Annotated in this window: 12 protein-coding genes; 1 reads left to right on the forward strand and 11 read right to left on the reverse strand. The window is 59.6% G+C overall.

All coding sequences use genetic code 11. The features are described 5' to 3' along the window. Positions 1–169 precede the first annotated feature (169 nt). From J2Y90_RS16000 to J2Y90_RS16050, 11 genes are all read right to left on the reverse strand, one after another. The gene (locus J2Y90_RS16000) at positions 170–562 is read right to left on the reverse strand and encodes a hypothetical protein (protein WP_253500791.1); all 393 of its coding nucleotides are present in this window, start codon (positions 560–562) and stop codon (positions 170–172) included. Further along, entirely contained in the window at positions 562–5,220 is a 4,659-nt protein-coding gene (locus tag J2Y90_RS16005) for an RHS repeat-associated core domain-containing protein (protein ID WP_253500792.1), read from the reverse strand. The genes J2Y90_RS16000 and J2Y90_RS16005 overlap by 1 nt, the downstream gene beginning before the upstream one ends. After that, a complete protein-coding gene (locus J2Y90_RS16010; protein WP_253500793.1) occupies positions 5,220–5,957 on the reverse strand; it encodes a DUF4123 domain-containing protein in 738 nt (245 codons plus the stop codon). The genes J2Y90_RS16005 and J2Y90_RS16010 overlap by 1 nt, the downstream gene beginning before the upstream one ends. Then, a complete protein-coding gene (gene tssI / locus J2Y90_RS16015; protein WP_253500794.1) occupies positions 5,947–7,989 on the reverse strand; it encodes a type VI secretion system Vgr family protein in 2,043 nt (680 codons plus the stop codon). Before tssI ends, J2Y90_RS16010 begins: the two co-directional genes overlap by 11 nt. Positions 7,990–8,124: 135 nt before the next feature. Beyond that, the gene (locus J2Y90_RS16020) at positions 8,125–8,640 is read right to left on the reverse strand and encodes an Hcp family type VI secretion system effector (RefSeq protein ID WP_007949952.1); all 516 of its coding nucleotides are present in this window, start codon (positions 8,638–8,640) and stop codon (positions 8,125–8,127) included. Positions 8,641–9,267: 627 nt separating this feature from the next. Then, entirely contained in the window at positions 9,268–10,665 is a 1,398-nt protein-coding gene (gene hglS, locus J2Y90_RS16025) for a 2-oxoadipate dioxygenase/decarboxylase HglS (RefSeq protein ID WP_253500795.1), read from the reverse strand. Positions 10,666–10,753: 88 nt separating this feature from the next. After that, positions 10,754–11,974, reverse strand: coding sequence for a glycolate oxidase subunit GlcF (gene glcF, locus J2Y90_RS16030; RefSeq protein WP_253500796.1), 1,221 nt, complete (start codon positions 11,972–11,974; stop codon positions 10,754–10,756). A 2-nt stretch (positions 11,975–11,976) separates the two neighbouring features. Continuing rightward, on the reverse strand, positions 11,977–13,026 hold the full coding sequence (glcE, locus tag J2Y90_RS16035; protein WP_253500797.1) for a glycolate oxidase subunit GlcE: 1,050 nt from the start codon (positions 13,024–13,026) through the stop codon (positions 11,977–11,979). After that, positions 13,026–14,525: a glycolate oxidase subunit GlcD gene (gene glcD, locus J2Y90_RS16040; protein WP_253500798.1), complete on the reverse strand. Its 1,500-nt coding sequence runs from the start codon at positions 14,523–14,525 to the stop codon at positions 13,026–13,028. Before glcD ends, glcE begins: the two co-directional genes overlap by 1 nt. Beyond that, entirely contained in the window at positions 14,522–15,448 is a 927-nt protein-coding gene (locus J2Y90_RS16045) for an alpha/beta fold hydrolase (RefSeq protein ID WP_253500799.1), read from the reverse strand. The genes glcD and J2Y90_RS16045 overlap by 4 nt, the downstream gene beginning before the upstream one ends. Positions 15,449–15,469: 21 nt before the next feature. Then, positions 15,470–16,924 carry a flavin-containing monooxygenase gene (locus J2Y90_RS16050; RefSeq protein ID WP_253500800.1) on the reverse strand — a complete coding sequence of 485 codons (1,455 nt, stop codon included), beginning with the start codon at positions 16,922–16,924 and terminating at the stop codon, positions 15,470–15,472. Between the two features lie 189 nt (positions 16,925–17,113). On the opposite strand from J2Y90_RS16050, the gene J2Y90_RS16055 reads away from it, so the two are divergent. After that, positions 17,114–18,187: a diguanylate cyclase gene (locus J2Y90_RS16055; protein WP_253500801.1), complete on the forward strand. Its 1,074-nt coding sequence runs from the start codon at positions 17,114–17,116 to the stop codon at positions 18,185–18,187. The last annotated feature ends 124 nt before the right edge of the window (positions 18,188–18,311 follow it).

Genomic DNA, 18,311 nt, shown 5'->3' on the forward strand with positions numbered 1-18,311 from the left:
GATGGCGGCTGTCTAGGCTATATACCTGAGCTTCGCTTGTCTCTCTTGATTTCAGTGGTGTGTGCTTTTATCTGCTTAAAATCGGTTCAAAAATCTTTATTGTATGACTCGAAAATGTGGCCAAGGTTATATAAATAATAAGGTGGTTAATTACTGTTCATTAATTATTCTAAGTGTTCGTGGGGTGAAGTGAGATCTTATTTGAGATTAGGTCGATAAACATCGGGAGGTCGTGTTTCTGATATTCTTTTTCAATCGAGATCAGCATGATCGAGTCTCCCATTCTTAGTACTCCACAACCGTCCTCTTCGATTGCTATTAACTCGACTGACATCAGGGTTTGGTCTGAGTGATACTTTATTGAGGGTGCACATTGTTGGGCTTGCGTTAAATTGCGCCCCCAAAAAAAGTCATCGTCGATATTGATTTCTACGTCATATTTTGAGTTTATTTTAGGGTGTGGACCTATGAAAACTGCTTTCCCATTTCCATAGGGGGTCGAATACTCGACAAACGATCCTTCGGGATGCTCTCTTAAGATGTTTTTAATTGTAATGTTCATTATTTCACTCCTAGGGGCACTCGAATTACGGTGTTGTCGACGTTCATTGCTTTGTTTATTAAATCCAAAGTCCAAATTTCTTCATGGTAATGATGTTTGTTCGGCTTGCTGTTCATCTCATGAGCGCCATACCGGATGCTTCTCATACCGTCTGCAGAGACGATACGATCATTGTCTGGTAGTCCCGTCCTCGGATGAATATTTGTATATGGTCCCTCACCCAAAAAATCTTCCCAGCGTTTTACGGCATCTTGTGGTTTAACTGGCTTACTTCCATAAACCTCATTGTGATACCCCTGCCCAATTGGCGGTGGGGCCGGAGGCGAAGAGGGGCCTGCGTCATGAACAGTATTTCCCGACGTAGTCCCAGGCTTTTCCCCGTTTTGTAGCTTTTGATCGGCATCTGGGCAGTTGCTGCTCAACCCCAACGGATCCACCCACCCGGTAGGATTAGGCACGTACTGGTAGCTGTTCAACCCACCCGCGAGCTTGATCGGATCGGGCGTCAAGAACCGCCCAGTCCCCGGATTGTAGTAGCGGTGGCGGTTGTAATGTAACCCCGTCTCAGCGTCGAAATATTGCCCTTGAAAACGCAACGGGTTGTCGATTTCGCTGACGTCCAGCGCCGCGAGATTGCCGTAAGCGCGGTATTTTGCCGACCACATGATTTCGCCGCTGTAGTCGGTGAGTTCCTGCGGGGTGCCGAGGTGGTCGAGCTGGTAGTAGAACGGGGCCGCTTTTAGCGGGCCTTCGCCGTCGAGCATTGCCAACGGGCGGAAGCTGCCCGGTTCGTAGATGTAGCTGCGATAGCGGTTCTCTGCGCTTTCAGCGATGAGGCGTTCGCCTTGCCAGAGGAATTCAGTGGTGTGGCCGTCGACGGTTTTCTCGATGCGGCGGCCGAAGGCGTCGTATTTGTAGGATGCGGTGCTGCCGCCTGGCAGGCTGACGCCGATCAGGCGGTGTTGGCAGTCGTAGCGGTACTCAGTGACAAGCTTCTGGCCGGTGCCGCGACTTTCGCGGATCAGATTTCCGTGGGCGTCATAGTCGTAGTGGCGGTCGCCTTGCATCAGCAGGCGATTGCCTTTGACGTTGGCAAGGTTGGCTGCGGGCAGGTCATTTTGTCCGAGGAGGTTGCCTGCCGGGTCATGGGCGAAGCTTTCTGGTGTGGCGCCGCGTACGCTGATCAGTCGGTCGAGCGGATCGTAGTGATAGCTGCGGTTGCCTTTGCGGCTGTCGCTAATGCCGGCGAGGTTGCCGTTGGCATCGTAGTTGTAGCGACGCTGGAACAGGTGCTGGTCCCGCTGGCTGACGCTGTGGGCCTGCAGTCGGCCCTGTTCATCGTATTGGTATTGGCTGAGTAGCAGACCTTGCTGGCGCTGTTGTTCGCGACCAGCACTGAACTGGTGGCTGGTCAGGCGTGAACCGTTCAGGTCGATACTGCTGAGTTGCCCGCCAGGTTGGTGGCGGTAATCGAGTTTGCTGCCATCGGGCAAACGGCAGTGCTTGAGCTGGCCAACGCTGTCGTATTCGTAGCGCAGAGTGCCCCAGCCTTGGTGTTCTTCGATGAGTCGGTCTTGCAGATCGTATTTATAGGCGAGCGGCCAGTGGCCGTCGTCGACGTTAACGAGGCGACCAAGTGCGTCGTAGCTGTAGTGAATCTCTGCGCCATCGGGCAGCGTTTTTACCAGCAAACGGCCGGCGGTATCTCGCTGATATTCGGTGATCAGTTCGCTACCGTCATCGCCGAATTCGGTTTTCTTCAGCAGTTGGCCGTTGAGGTCGTATTCGTACGCGGTGCGGCGGCCGTCGAAGCCGGTTTCTTGTTGAATCAGCCCGTTGGCGTAGTAATCAAGGTGGTAGTGCTCGCCGCGCTCGTTTTCGATTTCAGTGAGCAGCAGGCGGGAGTTGTCATAGCGGTAGCGCAGTTGGCTGCCGTCGGGGTTGATGCGGCGGCTGACGAGGTGCAGGTTGTCGGCGTATTCGTAGCGGGTGATGCGGCCAAGTTCGTCGCGTTCGGCGGTGACATTGCCATAGGCGTTATAAGTAAACGCTCGGGTTGCACCGCCCGGTAGCGTGACCTGAGCGAGTCGATTGGCGGTGTCCCATTGGTAATGCGTAATCGCGCCTGACTCTTCCTGGCGGGTGATCTGCCTACCCAGTGCGTCGTAGCGGTACTTGCGTTGACCGCCATCAGGCAGGCGCTCTTCCAATAGCTGGCCGAGATTGTTCCAGCCCAGCTGATGGCGGCTGCCGTCCGGATGACGGATTTCCAGCAGACGACCCTGAGGGTCATAGCTGTAGAGGGTGGCATTGCCGTCCGGGTCGATCTGCGCAGTAACATCGCCCTGACGGTTGCGTTGGTACTTCCAACTGGCTTTGCCGCGACGAACGTCGCTGACGAAACCATTGATGTATTCGTAAGTGGTGGCTTCGTCTTCCGGCGGGATGACCGCGGTCATCAATCCGTTATCGTCATAGCGATATTCGGTAACGGCGCCCAGCGGATCCTTTTCGGCGATCAATTGGCCTTTGTCGTTGTAGGCCTTGAAATGCTCGGCACCATCCGGATCGATCTTGCTGATCAATCGGGCCTGATCGTCGTGGGTATAGACCTCTTCGCTGCCATCGGCGTTGGTTACGGTGACGCTGCCTTTGTCGTCCCAGACGTACTGCGCTTCCATCTGCGAAAAGTTGGCCCAGTGACGAGTGCAGCGAGACAGTTTGCCTTCGTTTTCCCATTCCCAATAGAACGCCGCGCCGCCTGCCAATTGCCGCTCGAGAATGACGTGCTGCTCGTTGTAGCGATAACGCTCGGCTTCGCCCGCCGCGTTTTTCGCCTCGATCAGGCGATGTTGCGCGTCGTAGCTATAGGTGACCAACGTCTGCACGGTATTCCAGACGTCTTCCAGATTATCGGCGGGCAGAAACTGCTGATAATCGACGGCGATGATGTGCTTGCGGTCGTAGCGCAGAAGCAGGGCGCGACCGGCGCCGTTGTCGAGGCGCTTGATGCGACCGTGGATGTCGCGGGTGACCTGCAGGCGATTGCCATAGCTGTCGCTGATGGCGATCAGGCTTGCGCCTTTGCTGTTGTGACGGAAATGGTAAAACGATGGGCGCTTGCCAGCCTGAGCCAAAATCAATTCAGCTGGGTCGTCACCCAGGAAAATGGCTGCTCGCGAGAGACTGTTGGTGATGGCGGGACGCTGCTCACTTGGAAGCGGAAATGCGGTGGAGCGGTTTTCCTGGTCGGTCCAGATGACTTCATCGCCATTGATCTCGATGCGATGAGCGAGCGCGTGACTCCAGCCATAGCCAAGGCCGCAATCGATTTCTACGGCGCTGGTTCTGTAGAGGCGGGTCCATTCAAATGGGAGCAGGCCGTCGAGGTGGCCGTCAGTTAACGTCAGTAACTCTTCGCCAGTGACCATCGAAACAGGGCAGCCGCTGGTGCAAGTCTTTGCAGCAGGTTCTGCGCTCTTTTCGGCGGGATTTGTCGCCTGGGTCGATACGTCATCAGCGACTCTGCCTTCAGCAAGGCTGGCGTTTTTCTTCCCATCAAAACGCAACTCGGAAATCCCGTTCCTGACCTTCGCCGTCACCCCACGCGCCGCCACAGCGGTGTACTTGGCGACATACTCCATAAAGCCGTTGATGATCTTGAACACCGACTTCACGAAGCCGATGACAGCCTTGATGACAAGCTCTCCATACTTCTTCAGCCGGGCGGCAAGGTAGATGACGCCGGTACCTTCCGCGGCAACGGTCAATACGACACCGATCACGATGTCGATCGCAATGCCGACGACAATGGCCGTGGTCATCTTCGCTACATCGCCCGCCATCTTCATCGGCGGCAAGGCCGCCAGCCAGATCACCGCACTGCGCACGAGCAAAAACAAAGCGGCTTCGTCACTGGCCAGCAACATGGCTTTTTTCATGACGTCCGGCGTGCTTTTTGCCACTTTGATCAGTTCGTCCGCGCCAGCGCCGAGATCCTTCGCAAACTTTCCTGGGTCCTGAAGGATGTCGAGTACGAGACTGATGCCGTCCCATACACCCTTGATCGCTTCCCAGCCACCTTCCAGAATGCCGTTGCCGATGGCCATGGCTGTACCGGAAGTCGACAGATTCGACCATTGCGGTTTGAAGCCGACCCACTCCTTGCGCAGGAAACCTTCGAGGTCAGCGGTCACACCGCTATAGGAGCTGAAGAGGGCGTCGATCTGCGCCGGAGTCACTACGTTATGCACACGAATTTTGTAGAACTTGCCTGGCACACCGCCGGTCCATGCGGCTTTGCCTTGAGCGTCGAGTTTGACCTTGCTGACCGCACCACCGTCCACGGCCACGATTTCGACTTCGATATCGCCGACTGGAATGTCGTAAACCGATTCGAATTTGCTCTCGATCAGCAACGGCCCTTTGAGCGGGCATTGAGCCACGTTCGAAGTGAAGTTACCGTCGGTCATGCTCACCGCTTTGCTGGTGTTGCCCACCTTGATGACACGTTCCATGCCCAGCAAAGACGGCATGTCAGCGGCATGGCTACCTTTGTCTAGCGCCTGCGCGTACCAGGTTTTGGTTTGTTCCTGATACAGCTTCAGACTGTCCTTGAAGGTGTTCAGTTGGTTGTCAACAAAGGCAACGCGATCCATCAGCCTTGCTCCAGAATCAGGTGGTTTATCAATGCTTCTTTAAGATTTTGCGGCGCATCCGGGCGGCGCACGAAGCGGGTGATTTTCAGCTTCAGATTGTTCTCGGGCCACGCGGTATAGAGGTCCGGGCGGTCTTCTTCCAGCCACTGCATCAGGTTGCTGACCAGCGTCGCCGGATTGTCCTTGCTCAACCCCTCCAACAACCCCTTCGGCACCTCCCACCACGGCCAGTCCCTGACCTTCGGCACCACCCGCGTGCCCACGTCCAGCGCCTGCCCATTGATCAGATACCGCTCAAACACCGGCAGCACCTCTCCGGCCTTTTCCCCCAGACCCTGCAGGATCGGATAAATATGCCGTCCATCCCAAAACCGGAAAAACACTTCAGTGCCGTCCGGCATCTTCACCTGCGTCAGGCTGCGCAGATGTTCGAACACTTCGTTCGGTGCTGAACGCGATGTCGCCAGCCAGCCCCAGTCCAGCGCATCAGTTTCGGCGATCCAGGGCAGGAAGGCGGAGTTGGCTTTGAGTTCGGTGAGGTAGGGCATCACCGGTTGCCAGGTGGAGTAGGGCGTGCCGCCCCAGATCGGCAGGAGCTGGGCGGTGGGTTCGGTGAGGTACAGGGTTTTCAGTGCGTCGGCGTCGCTGGCGGCGCTGATGATCAGGTACAGGCGCTCGCCGCTTTGCAGTGGCTGTTGCGCCAGCCAGTCCTTGGGGGTGATTCGTTCAGATGGCACAGGCACCTGCCTTGCATTTTTCGCATTCTTCACAGAACGGCGCGTTACGTTTGAGGGTGTTGATCTGCGCCGGGGTCAGGACCTGGCCGGCCTTGTCCGCATCAGCCTGTTTCAGGATGCCTGGCATCAACGGCGCCGCACCAGTCCCACTTCCCGGGCTGCCGCCGGAATTCATGTTGATCACCGGGCCGCTCAGGGTCACGCCGCCGGCGTCGATCTTGATGAAGCTGCCGCCGCCGACCAGCGTGAGTTCCGCGCCAGCTTCCATCACCACTTTCATGCCGCTGCTCAGGTGGATTTCCTGGCCAGCGTCGATGAACTGGCCGGTGCCGATCTTGATGTGCTGATTCACACCGACGGTGAGGTGGTCGTTGGCGCGGGTTTCGACTTTGCGGTCGGCGTAGACGGTGTGGTGTTCTTCGGCCTTGAATTCGCTGTAGCTGTTTTGCTCGACGGTGTCGTGGCGTTCGTTGCCGACGCGGATTTTCTGGTCGTGCTCGATGTTTTCATCCCAGTCGCGCTGGGCGTGCAGGTAGATCTGTTCCTGGCCTTTTTTGTCTTCGATGCGCAGTTCGTTGTAGCCGCCACCACCCATGGAGCTCAGGGTCTTGAAGGTGCTGCGGGTCTTGTTCGCCGGCAGTGGATAGGGGACGGTGTTTTCCTTGTGGTACAGGCAGCCGCTGATCAGCGGTTGATCGGGGTCGCCTTCAAGGAAGGTGACCAGCACTTCCATGCCGATGCGCGGGATGGCGATGCCGCCGTATTGGGCGCCGGCCCAGGCGGATGAGACGCGCAGCCAGCAGCTGGTCTTGTCGTCCGCTTGGCCTTCGCGATCCCAGTGGAACTGGACTTTGACCCGGCCGTATTCGTCGCAGTGGATTTCTTCGCCTTTGGGGCCGGTGACTACCGCGCTTTGGCTGCCGAGGATGCGCGGTTTCGGATGGCGCAGCGGTGGGCGGTTGGGCACGTCCCACGGCGTGGCCTGGAAGCGGTTGCGATAACCCTGATGGAAGTCGTCTTTCAGCGCGGTGGTGTCGCTGGTCACCGACTCTTCGAGCACCTGCGGCTGCTTGCCTTCGTGCAGGACTTCGGTGAGCAGCCACAGGTCGTTCCATTTGGCTTTCGGGTGTTCGGTCAGGGCGAGGAAGTGGCCGCTGACCAGCAGTGGCTGATCACTCTTGCCTTCGGCCAATTGGAAGTCGCTGCGGTGGCGTTCGAGGGCGCGTTTGGCCAGGTGCTTGCCGCGCTCGCGGTCGATGAAGCGGCCCGGGTAATCGTAGTCTTCAAGGTCGGGCAGGGCGTCGCCACGGTTTTCGCTTTCGAGGGTCAGGCGCGGTTTTTCGAAGTCGTAGTCGCGGCGCGTGGTGCGGCTGGTGCGGGTTTCCAGACGCAGGTCGAAACGCTTGATCACCGGGTTGCTGGCGACCATGCCGGAGTCTTGCTGATAGGGCACAGGGGCCAGTTTCGGGAACACCGTCTGGTCGTCACCGAATAGCAACTTGTGCGCGTTGGCGCTGTGCTGGAAGTGGAAGTGAATGCCTTCTTCCTCGCACAGGCGCTGGATGAAATGCAGGTCCGACTCGTCGTATTGCACGCAGTAGATGCGCTCGGGATAGATCGAGCCGGTCTTGAATTCGTAGGCGTTGCTTTGGATGCCGTGCTCTTCCAGCACCATGCCGATGATTTTCGGCACACTGAGGTTCTGGAAGATGCGCTGGTTGATGCGGTGCGCGAGGTACGCCAGTTGCGGCCGCAGCGTCACCGAATAACGCGTCAGGCGCTTGCCGGAATCGCCTTGCGCGGCGCGGTAGATCTGCCCATGAATGCCGCTGCCGTCAGGTGACAGCTGCAGAAAGGCCGGTTTGTGCAGCAGGGTTTCGAGGTCCAGCGACGGCTGCTCACTGACCAGCTCCACCTCAAAGACAAAAGGCTGGCTGATGGCTTCCCGGCCTTGCAGGGTAAACACCTGAAAGTCGGCGGAAAGCCCTTCGATGGTCAGGGCAAAGTGGGTTTCATTGGCCGGCGCGAACATCCCTTGTTCCTCGTGCTGTACAGCGGCGCTCGTCGACGGCCGCAAAAAAAGCGACTCAACGTACGCGAAATTCTGGAGGGGCGTAAACAACATCGACCAGCAGAGCTGGCCGATGCGTGTAACGGTCAGCCGTAATTAAACGACTGGAGCACGCCAGTCATCGGAACCCGAAGTACCGGATACTTCGTGGGTCCAGGTGATTTTGCGGTAGGTGAACTGCACTTCTTCCAAGTGGGTGAAGTGCGCGTTGCCTGGATCCTGGCAGTTGTGCATTTTGTTGTTGATGGCGACGATGATCGCGTCTTCCAGTTTGGTGGTGTAGTAGTGCTCTTGGGTGCCTTGAGCCGAAGTGCGGTACCACTGGATAACGATTTCGCTCATGCGCTCGCCGGAAGTCAGAGCTGCTTGCAGCAGTGGCGAAGCCTTGTCGTAGACCTTGGTGATCACAACTGGCTTGTGCACGCGCTGACCGGTTGGCTGACCGGATTGCGGGTCACGCGGGATGATCACGTCGTGGGTGAAAGCCTGAACCATAACCTGGTCTTCGTGGCCTTCCTGGTAGGTGTTGCCAACGGAGTCGGCGGTGAAAGCGCCGGCAGTGATCAGGCCTTGTTTTTCGCCGGTAACCGACATGTACGCTGGTGTTGCCATGGGGTGCTCTCCTTGCGGATAAAGTTAGGGTGCCCGGAGGCGAAATCGCCCGGTGGGTGGCTGAGGGTTATCAAGGAGCGTGCCAGGTTTTGCGCGGAGCCCGGATGGCGGGGGCGCCACGGTCGTTGGTGATCATCCGGGGCGATTTTCAGCGGAATAATCAGGAGAAAGTGCGCAAGAAGTTGCGCAGTACTGCGCAACTTCTTGCGCACTTGGCTGCAGGGCTTGCAGCGCTTGGGCTGCAGAGGATTTAACCCCTGAAATATTACGACCAACTGCGCAACTTCTTGCGCAGTTGGGTATTTGCCGGGACCGAGGTGTCTGCTTCGCGAGCAGGCCCACATGAGATTTATGGTTTGCCCGAAAGCCCCGGTTCACCGCAGAACCTGTAGGAGTGAGCCTGCTCGCGATCGCGGCTGTTCAGGCAAAACATCAGCGACTGATACACCGCTATCGCGAGCAGGCTCACTCCTACAGGGGATTTGTGTGTTGCCCCGAATTCGTGTTCATCCGCGAAACCTGTGGCAGCGAGCCTGCTCGCGAAGGCGTCCGTTCAGGCAAAACATCAGCGACTGGTAGACCGCTATCGCGAGCAGGCTCACTCCTACAGGGGATCGGCGGGGGTAGTTAGCAAAGTCCGCTTAGGTTGATACGCAGCACCTCGGCACATTCCTCAATCGACCGCCATTGCGTCTCTGCATACAAGTCCAGCTCATCAATAGTCGAACGCCCCAGCGCCTGTTCGAATGCCTGGCGATTGGAATGTTCGGCGTAATGCGCCTGCGCAGAATCGCCGAGATTTGACTGAAAAATTCCCGCCGCGCTCACCGGCAGGAAATCTTCGTACACCAGCGGCTCCGCTTTCACATAGCCATCGCGCAGCAAGTCCTCCAGGGACGACTCACCAAGTCCTTCAGCGGCCAAGCCCTTTTCCGTAGCGAAATAACGAAAGTACGCCAACCCTTGTTCACGCATGCCCTCGACGCTGTCAGGAAATTCCGCAAAATGCTGAGTCATCAGCGCGTTGTAACGTGCGGCATTGGCTTCGTTGGGAAAGTCGCCCAGTTCATCGCGGGCGGAATTCAGCAGGCGGTCATACAGCGCGCGCCCCTTGGGCGTCAGTGCAGCGCCGCGTTGTTCGATTTCGCCGAAACGCGCGCTGTGGCTGCCACGGGTTTCGGGCTGATCGGTGAAGGCGATCGGCTCGTCCAGCGCCTTGAAACTGGTCTGGCGCAACAGGATCGGGCACTTGCGGCGCGGTGGGCCTTCGATCACCGCTTTGGGTGTGATGCCATGGGCAGGCATCTGTTGCTGCACGGTGTCGATGTCCAGCGTGCGCGGGGTCAGGTGGTTGATGTGCGGGCCTTTGAACGCAACGACATCGGCGATCAAGCGGTGCTGAGCGCTGAGTTTCTGGTACTGCGCGGCGCTGACGGTGGCGCTGTGGTGCCAGCGAAAAGTCTCCAGGGCCTGTCGGACGAATTCTGCGGCTTCGTCGTCATTCAGTCCGCCTTCCGTTTCCGCCTGTTCAATCAGGCGCAACGCCTCTTGAGTAAAAATCGAACGACGGGCCAGTACCGACTCGGCAAACGAACGCAATTCAGCGTCTTCAATCAGCTCCAGGCGCAGCAACGAGGTAAACACGCGAAACGGGCTGACCTGCAGCGCCTCTTCATGCACCGCGCGAAACGCCGTTGAATGCACCGGCACGCCCGCCGGGGTCAGGTCGTAATAACCCACTGGTTGCATGCCCATCACCGCGAACAGGCGGGCGAGGGTAGCCAGTTCGCTCGCGGTGCCGACGCGAATGGCGCCGTGGCGTTCCATGTCCAGGCGTTCGATTTCGCCGGTGCGCTTGAGCTGTCCGGCAATGTCAGGCTGACGTGCCAGCACTTCGCGATTGGTTTTTTCCACCAGTTCCATCAGCGCGCCGTACAACGGCACCTCTTCGCGGTACATGTCGGACATCGCTCGGGAGAAGCGTTGGCGGATCAGGTCGGGGCTGATGAACGGCTGCACGGTCATGAAAAAAATTCCTGCCACGGTGACGAAATGGATGCCGGAAAAGATCGCAGCCTTCGCCCACGCGGGCAAACGAAGAATCCTACGAACTTCATTCTGCCAACGACTGATCCACCAGTTCGATCCAGTGCCTGACCGGCGTGCGCCCGGCGCTCGCCAGATGGCTCTGACAGCCCACATTGGAAGTGACGATCAACTCGGGCCGGCCGCTTTCCAGGGCGTTGAGGCGCTGATCGCGCAGTTGCCGCGCCAGCACCGGTTGGGTCAGCGAGTAAGTGCCCGCCGAGCCGCAGCACAAATGGCCGTCCGGCACTGGCGTGAGGTTGAAGCCGAGTCGGGTCAGCACTGTTTCCACGGCGCCGCCGAGTTTCAGCGCGTGCTGCAACGTGCACGGGCAATGCACGGCGATGCATCTTTCGCTGGCGGCGCACACCTGTTCCAGCGGTTCCGCCGCGATGACTTGCACCAGGTCCCGGGTCATTTCACTGATCCGCCGAGCCTTGTCGGCATACACCGGATCGCCCGCCAGCAAATGCCCATAATCCTTGATGAACGCGCCACAACCACTGGCCGTTTGCACGATGGCTCCGGCGCCGTTCTGCAGATGCGGCCACCAGGCGTCGATGTTCTGCCGAGCGCGGTCGAGACCTTTGCCCTGAGCGTCGAGGTGATAGTCGAGAGCGCCGCAGCAACCGGCCTCGCTCACCGGGGTGACACTTATGCCCAAGCGATCGAGCACCCGCGCCGTCGCGTCATTGGTGTTCGGTGACAGGCCTGGTTGCACGCAGCCTTCGAGCAACAACACCCGGCGCGCATGCCGAGGAGCAGGGCGCGAACCCGTAGCGGCGACGTGCTGCGGCAGTTTGCTTTCCAGCAGGCGCGGCAGCAGCGGCCGAAACGTCGCGCCCATTCGCAACAAGCCTTTGAACAACCCTGGATTCGGTGCCAACGCGCGCAAGCCTTCGCGCATCAAGCGCTGGGCGGCCGGGCGCGGCACCGCGTCATCAACCACCGCGCGGCCAATGTCGAGCAGGTTGTGATAATCGACCCCGGACGGACAGGTGGTTTCGCAGTTGCGGCACGACAGGCAACGATCCAGATGCAGCTGCGTCTGCTCGGTGGCGGGTGCGCCTTCCAGCACTTGCTTGATCAGATAAATGCGCCCACGCGGCCCGTCGAGTTCATCGCCGAGCAATTGATAGGTCGGGCACGTCGCGTTGCAAAAGCCGCAATGCACGCAGGTGCGCAGGATTTTTTCCGCCTCGGCGGCGCGGGGTAATTGGCGCGATTGCTCACTGAGGGTGGTTTGCATGGCTAGACCTCCGCGTACATTCGTCCGGGGTTGAACAGCCCTTGCGGGTCGAGTTGCGCCTTGAGTTGCCGGTGGTAGCGCAGCAAGGTCGGCGCCAGCGGTTGAAACGGTGAATCGGTTGCACCATGGGTGAAGCATGTCGCGTGGCCACCAAACGTCTGCGCGAGGGCATGAATCTCGGCACTGTCGGATTTAAGCCAGCGTTGCGCACCGGCCCAGTCGATCAGTTGCTCGCCGGGCAGCTCGAGCGGGCCGAGATTGTTCGGCAATGACAGGCGCCACAGCGGCAAACCTTCGTCGAAAAAACTCAGGCGCTGTTCGTTTAGGTCGCGCCAGAAAACCGAGTCCAGCGGCTCGCCACCGAGGCGTTGATGCGCCGCCGTCACCGAACCTTCGCCACCTTCCAGACGCAGATACAGACTCTGGCCATCGTGACACGCGGCGCTGATCGGCAGCGGTTGCTGGCCCCACTCGGCAAATTTGCTCAAGGCGCGGACACAATCGAGGTCAAGGCGAATGCTCAGGCACTGGCGTGGTTTCGGCAGGACTTTCAGCGACACTTCGGTGATCACGCCGAGGCAGCCGAAACTGCCGGCCATGAGCCGCGACAGGTCATAACCGGCGACGTTTTTCATCACTTCGCCACCGAAGCGCAAATGTTGACCGAGGCCGGTGATCACCCGCGTGCCAAGAACGAAGTCGCGCACCGAGCCGGACCACGGCCGGCGTGATCCGGACAGTCCCGTAGCGACCATACCGCCGACCGTGGCACTGTCAGCGAAGGACGGCGGTTCGCAGGGCAGCATTTGCCCGGCGTCATCCAGCGCCGCAAGCAGCCCGGACAATGGCGTGCCGGCGCGCACCGTGACCACCAGTTCCGTCGGATCGTACTGGACGATGCCGCGATGGGCGCGGGTGTCGAGCACTTCACCGGCCACCTCGCGACCAAGAAACGCCTTGCTGTTGCCGCCCTGAATCCTCAGCGGCGTGGCATTGGCCCGCGCGGCATTCACTTGGTCGAGCAGGGCCTCGGCGCCATCGAAATCGGCCATCAGAAGCGCTCCAGCTCGGGGAAGGGCAGTTGCCCGGCGTGGATGTGCATCGCGCCAAATTCGGCGCAGCGGTGCAGGGTCGGGATGTTCTTGCCGGGGTTGAGCAAGCCCTGCGGATCGAACGCGGCTTTCACCGCATGAAACAGCATTAACTCGTCGCTGTTGAACTGCGCGCACATCTGATTGATTTTCTCGCGGCCGACGCCGTGTTCGCCGGTGATACTGCCGCCGACCTTCACGCACAGTTCGAGGATCTTGCCACCCAACGCTTCGGCGCGATGCAGCTCGCCCGGCTGGTTGGCATCGAACAGGATCAGCGGATGCATGTTGCCGTCGCCGGCATGGAACACATTGGCCACGCGCAAGCCATATTCTTCGCCAAGACGCGAGATGCCTTGCAGCACAGCGGGCAATTCGCGGCGCGGGATGGTGCCGTCCATGCAGTAATAATCCGGCGACAACCGGCCGATCGCCGGAAACGCGTTTTTGCGCCCGGCCCAGAAACGCACGCGCTCGGCTTCGTCCTGGGCCTGGCGCACCTCGGTGGCGCCGGTCGCTGTCATGACTTCCCGTACGCGCTGGCAATCGTCGTGCACGTCGGCTTCGACACCGTCGAGTTCGCACAGCAGAATCGCCTCGGCGTCGACCGGATAGCCGGCGTGGATGAAGTCTTCGGCGGCGCGGATGGCGAGGTTGTCCATCATTTCCAGACCGCCCGGAATGATCCCGGCGGCGATGATCTCGGCAACCGCACGGCCGGCCTTTTCCACTGAATCGAAACTGCCGAGCAAGACCTTGGCGACTTGCGGTTTGGGCAATAGCTTCACGGTGACTTCGGTGATGATCCCCAGCAGACCTTCGGAGCCGGTGAACAGCGCGAGCAGGTCAAAACCGGCTGAATCGAGCGCCTCGGAGCCCAGCGTCAGACGTTCGCCCTCGATGGTCAGCACTTCGATTTTCAGCACGTTGTGCACCGTCAGGCCGTACTTGAGGCAGTGCACGCCACCGGCGTTTTCCGCGACGTTGCCGCCAATCGAACAGGCAATCTGCGATGACGGATCCGGCGCGTAATACAAGCCGAACGGGGCCACCGCCTGGGAGATAGCAAGATTGCGCACGCCAGGTTGAACCCGCGCGGTACGGGCGGCAGGGTCGATATGCAGGATGTTGTTGAACCGCGCCATCACCAGCAGCAGGCCTTTTTCCAGTGGCAGAGCGCCGCCGGACAATCCGGTGCCGGCGCCCCGGGCGACCACCGGCACATTGTGCCGATGGCAAAGTTTCAGCAGGGTTTGCACTTGCTCGAGGCGCCGGGGCAGGGCCACCAGCATCGGCGTGGTGCGGTAGGCGGAGAGGCCGTCGCATTCGTAGGGTTTGAGTTCATCCTCGCGCCAGAGGATGTCCAGGTCAGGCAGGGCTTGTTGCAGAGCCTTGAGCAATTCGCCCTTGTTCACCTCGGGCAGGGCGCCGTCGAGGCGTTCGTCGTAAAGGATGTTCATCGCTGTCGTTCCAGAAATTCCCCGTACAGCCGCGCGGTATTTCCCGGCTGCTCGACCATTGGCATGTGCCCGACGTGGTCCCACACATCCACTTCGAGATTGGCAATGCCCTTGCTCCACACCGGTACGCTGCTGACGTCGATCAGACGATCCTTGCGCCCCCACAGCAGCAGCGCCGGGCATTTGATCTCGGCCAGTTTCGGCTCCATCGGCGGGCTGGCATGGAAGTCGCGAAAGATTTCTTCGAGCTCGTCACGTTGTTGCTCGTAGCGCTGGGCGACAGCGTCCAGCACCAGCTTCGGCACCCATGGCGGCGACTCCATGGTCATCGCATAAAAGCGCTGAAACTCTTCGCGGGAGTTGATCAGGAACGGGTTGTGCCCGCGCGCCAGATGGCGCTCCATGTCACTGGGCTGCGGCGCGGTGACGCCGGCCGGGTCGATCAAGGCCAGCGAGGCGATCCGCTCGGGATAGGTCGCCGCCAGCCACGCGGCGATGTAGCCGCCCATGGAGTTGCCGATGACATGGACTTTCTCCACGCCGCAGACGTCGAGCAACTGAATCATGCGTTTGGCCTGAACCGCGATGTCGTAACCGCCGCCAGCCTTGAAGCCGGTTTCGCCGTGGCCGGCGAGATCCGGGATGATCACCCGATACTGGCGGACGAAGTGTCGGGCGCAGCGCAGCCAGAGGTTTTTGTCGGCGCTGAAGCCGTGCAGCATCAGAATCGCGCTGGACGCCTCGTAGGGCCCGCCTTGCCAGGTCGACACGGTCATTTCGGCGATCGGCACTTCGATCTTGTGCAGTTTGTACAACTTGGCCTCGCTGGCCATGGCCAGGTCGTACAGCCAATGGCCGACCGCCGGGTAAGTCAACCAGCTCCAGGCCATGAAAACCGCGAGTGCGACAAACAGCAAAAGCATCGACGTCTTCCTTTTACGTGTTCAGGACAAAATATGGTCGCCCGGTTTCAGCGCCCGGGTCAGCAGGTGATAGCTGAAACTGAAGCCGGGAAACATCGCGATCACATGACCGCTCTTGCTCTGGTACCAACTGTGGCAGCCACCGGACTTCCACACCGTGCGCTGCATTTCCCGGTGGATCATTGCAGTGTAGGTACGTTCCGCGTCATGGCGCACTTCGATGCTGCGCAGGCCTTTGGCCTGCACGGTGCGGATGCAGTCGAGGATGTAGTTCATCTGCGATTCGATGATGAACAGCGCCGAGGTGTGGCCAATGCCGGTGTTCGGCCCGGTGACGATGAACAGGTTGGGGAAGTCCGGCAGGCTGGTGCCCAGATAGGCGCGCGGGTATTCGGCCCAGACATCTCTGAGTTGCACCGCGTTTTTGCCGCTGACCGGGTAGGAAATCATCCCGTCGGTGGCGTCGTAACCGGTCGACCAGACGATCAGATCAACATCGATATGCTCGCCGTCTACCGTCTTGATCCCGCTTTCGTCGATCGACGCGATGCCATGCTCGCGACTGTGCAGCGTGACGTTGGCGCGGCTCAGCGCCGGGTAATACGTGCTGGACACCAGCACCCGCTTGCAGCCGATGGTGAAATCCGGGGTGAGTTGCTGCCGCAGCAGTGGGTCCGGAACCTGGCGTTTGAGAAAACGCAGCGCATGTTGCTGGACCAGGTGAATCGCCGGTTTCGAGTATTTGAAGGCGATCACCCGGGTTTCGAATTGCCAGTAGATCAGCCAGCGCAGCAACTTGTATGCCGGTTTCAAGCCGAGCAGCCAGCGCTGGAACCTGCCGAATTTACGATCGGCACGCGGCAACACCCAATGCGCCGTGCGCTGAAACACATGCAGGTGTTCGACTTGCGGTGCAATCGCCGGAATCACCTGGGCCGCGCTGGCACCGCTGCCGACAATCGCCACGCGTTTACCGCGATAGTCGTAGCTGTGATCCCAATGGTTTGTGTGAAAAGTCTTGCCTTGAAAGCGATCCATCCCGGGGAAGTGTGGGATGACCGGCTGACTCAACGGCCCGGAGGCGTTGATCAGGAACTGCGTGTGAAAGATGCCTTTGGCGCGGGTGTGCACCGTCCAGTGTTTTTCCGCCTCGTTCCACTCGACGCGCTGGACATCAGCCTGCAGCTCCACGCGGTCGCGCAAACCAAACTCCTCGATCACCTGTTCGGTGTAGCGACGCAGTTCCGCCTGTCCGGCGAACATCTGCGACCAGCGGTACGGCGCGAACGACAGCGAATACAGCGGCGACGGCACGTCAACCGCCGCGCCGGGGTAGGTGTTCTGGCACCAGGTGCCGCCAAAAAAATCGCGTCGCTCCAGTATGCGAAAGTCATCGATCCCGGCTTTGAGCAGGTTGACCGCCGCGCACTGGCCGCCAAAACCGCTGCCGATGATCAACACATGGTAGATGTGCATGGGCCCCCTTTTTATAGTTGTTTTTCCATTTCCCCTGTTTCATTTATAGCCAACTCTGGGCTTCGTGTGCGGCGCTGATAGCGCTCTATTCAGGCCGCTGGCCGGTGATGGCTATTTAGCGGCGCCCTGATAGACTCCGAACACATCCGTGTCGGGGTGAAACCATTGCAGCGCGCGGTCGAGGCCCTTATGGGAAATACGCGGGGAAAGGGACTTTCACTGGCCAGGAGGCTGTACAGGTCGCGGGTGTTCGGGCTGCTGCTCGGGCTCATTTGCGTCAGCGTGGCGATGTATGCCCTCGATCCGCCGCTGTGGGTGTGGGGCTTGATGCTGTTCAACGGCCTGATCTGGCCGCATCTGGCGTTTCAATGGGCGCGCCGCTCGAGCGTGCCGTTTCGCGCCGAACACCGCAATTTGCTGATCGACGCATTCATGGGCGGCTTCTGGGTCGCCGCCATGCAGTTCAATCCGTTGCCCAGCGCAACCACGATTTCCATGATGGCGATGAACAATGTCGCCATCGGTGGCGGGCGATTTCTACTCGCCGGGACGGCGGCGCAGCTTTTCGGAATGGGCGTGGGCCTGGTGGTGTTTACTCCTGCGTTCATCCCGCAAACAACGCCGCTGCAGCTATACGCCTGTTTGCCGTTGTTGTTGCTGTATCCGCTGGCGCTGGGCTGGATCTGCTTTCTCCAGGCCGCTACTCTCGGCCGGCACAAGCGTGAGCTGTTGGCGCTGAGTCGTACCGACAGCCTGACCGGTCTGCTCAATCACGGCGCGTGGAAGGACCAATTGGATCTTGCGTTTCAGCACTGCAAACGGCAGCAGCAGGGCGCGGCGATTGCGCTGATCGATATCGATCATTTCAAAGCGATCAACGACACCTACGGCCACGTCGCTGGCGACATCGTCCTGCGCCAGTTGAGCAAACTGCTCAAGCACAATCTGCGCGCCACCGATGTCGCCGGGCGCTACGGCGGGGATGAATTCTGCGTGATCCTGCCGGAATTGCCGCTGTTCAACGCCGCTCAGGCCATGGAAGCCTTGCGCGAACGCTTCGCGACGCTGGGCTATGAGCAGAACCCGGCGTTGAGGGTCAGTCTGAGCATTGGCCTGGCCGCGCATGACCCGAGTCATGCCGATGCCACGCGGTGGCTGGATGATGCCGATCAGGCGTTGTACGAAGCCAAGGCGAGTGGGCGCAATCGGGTGATTTGCAACAGCGATAACAAGCCGAGGCAGGCGTTGCTGGATTCCGTCTGACAGGTGTTTGGTGACCCCGTGTAGGAGCTGCCGAAGGCTGCGATCTTTTTGGGACGCAGAGCGTCCGGGGCTGTATTCCCACGCAGAGGGTGGGAATGATCAAAATCAAAAGATCGCAGCCTTC

Source organism: Pseudomonas koreensis (assembly GCF_024169245.1).
Taxonomy (GTDB): Bacteria; Pseudomonadota; Gammaproteobacteria; order Pseudomonadales; family Pseudomonadaceae; genus Aquipseudomonas; species Aquipseudomonas koreensis_F.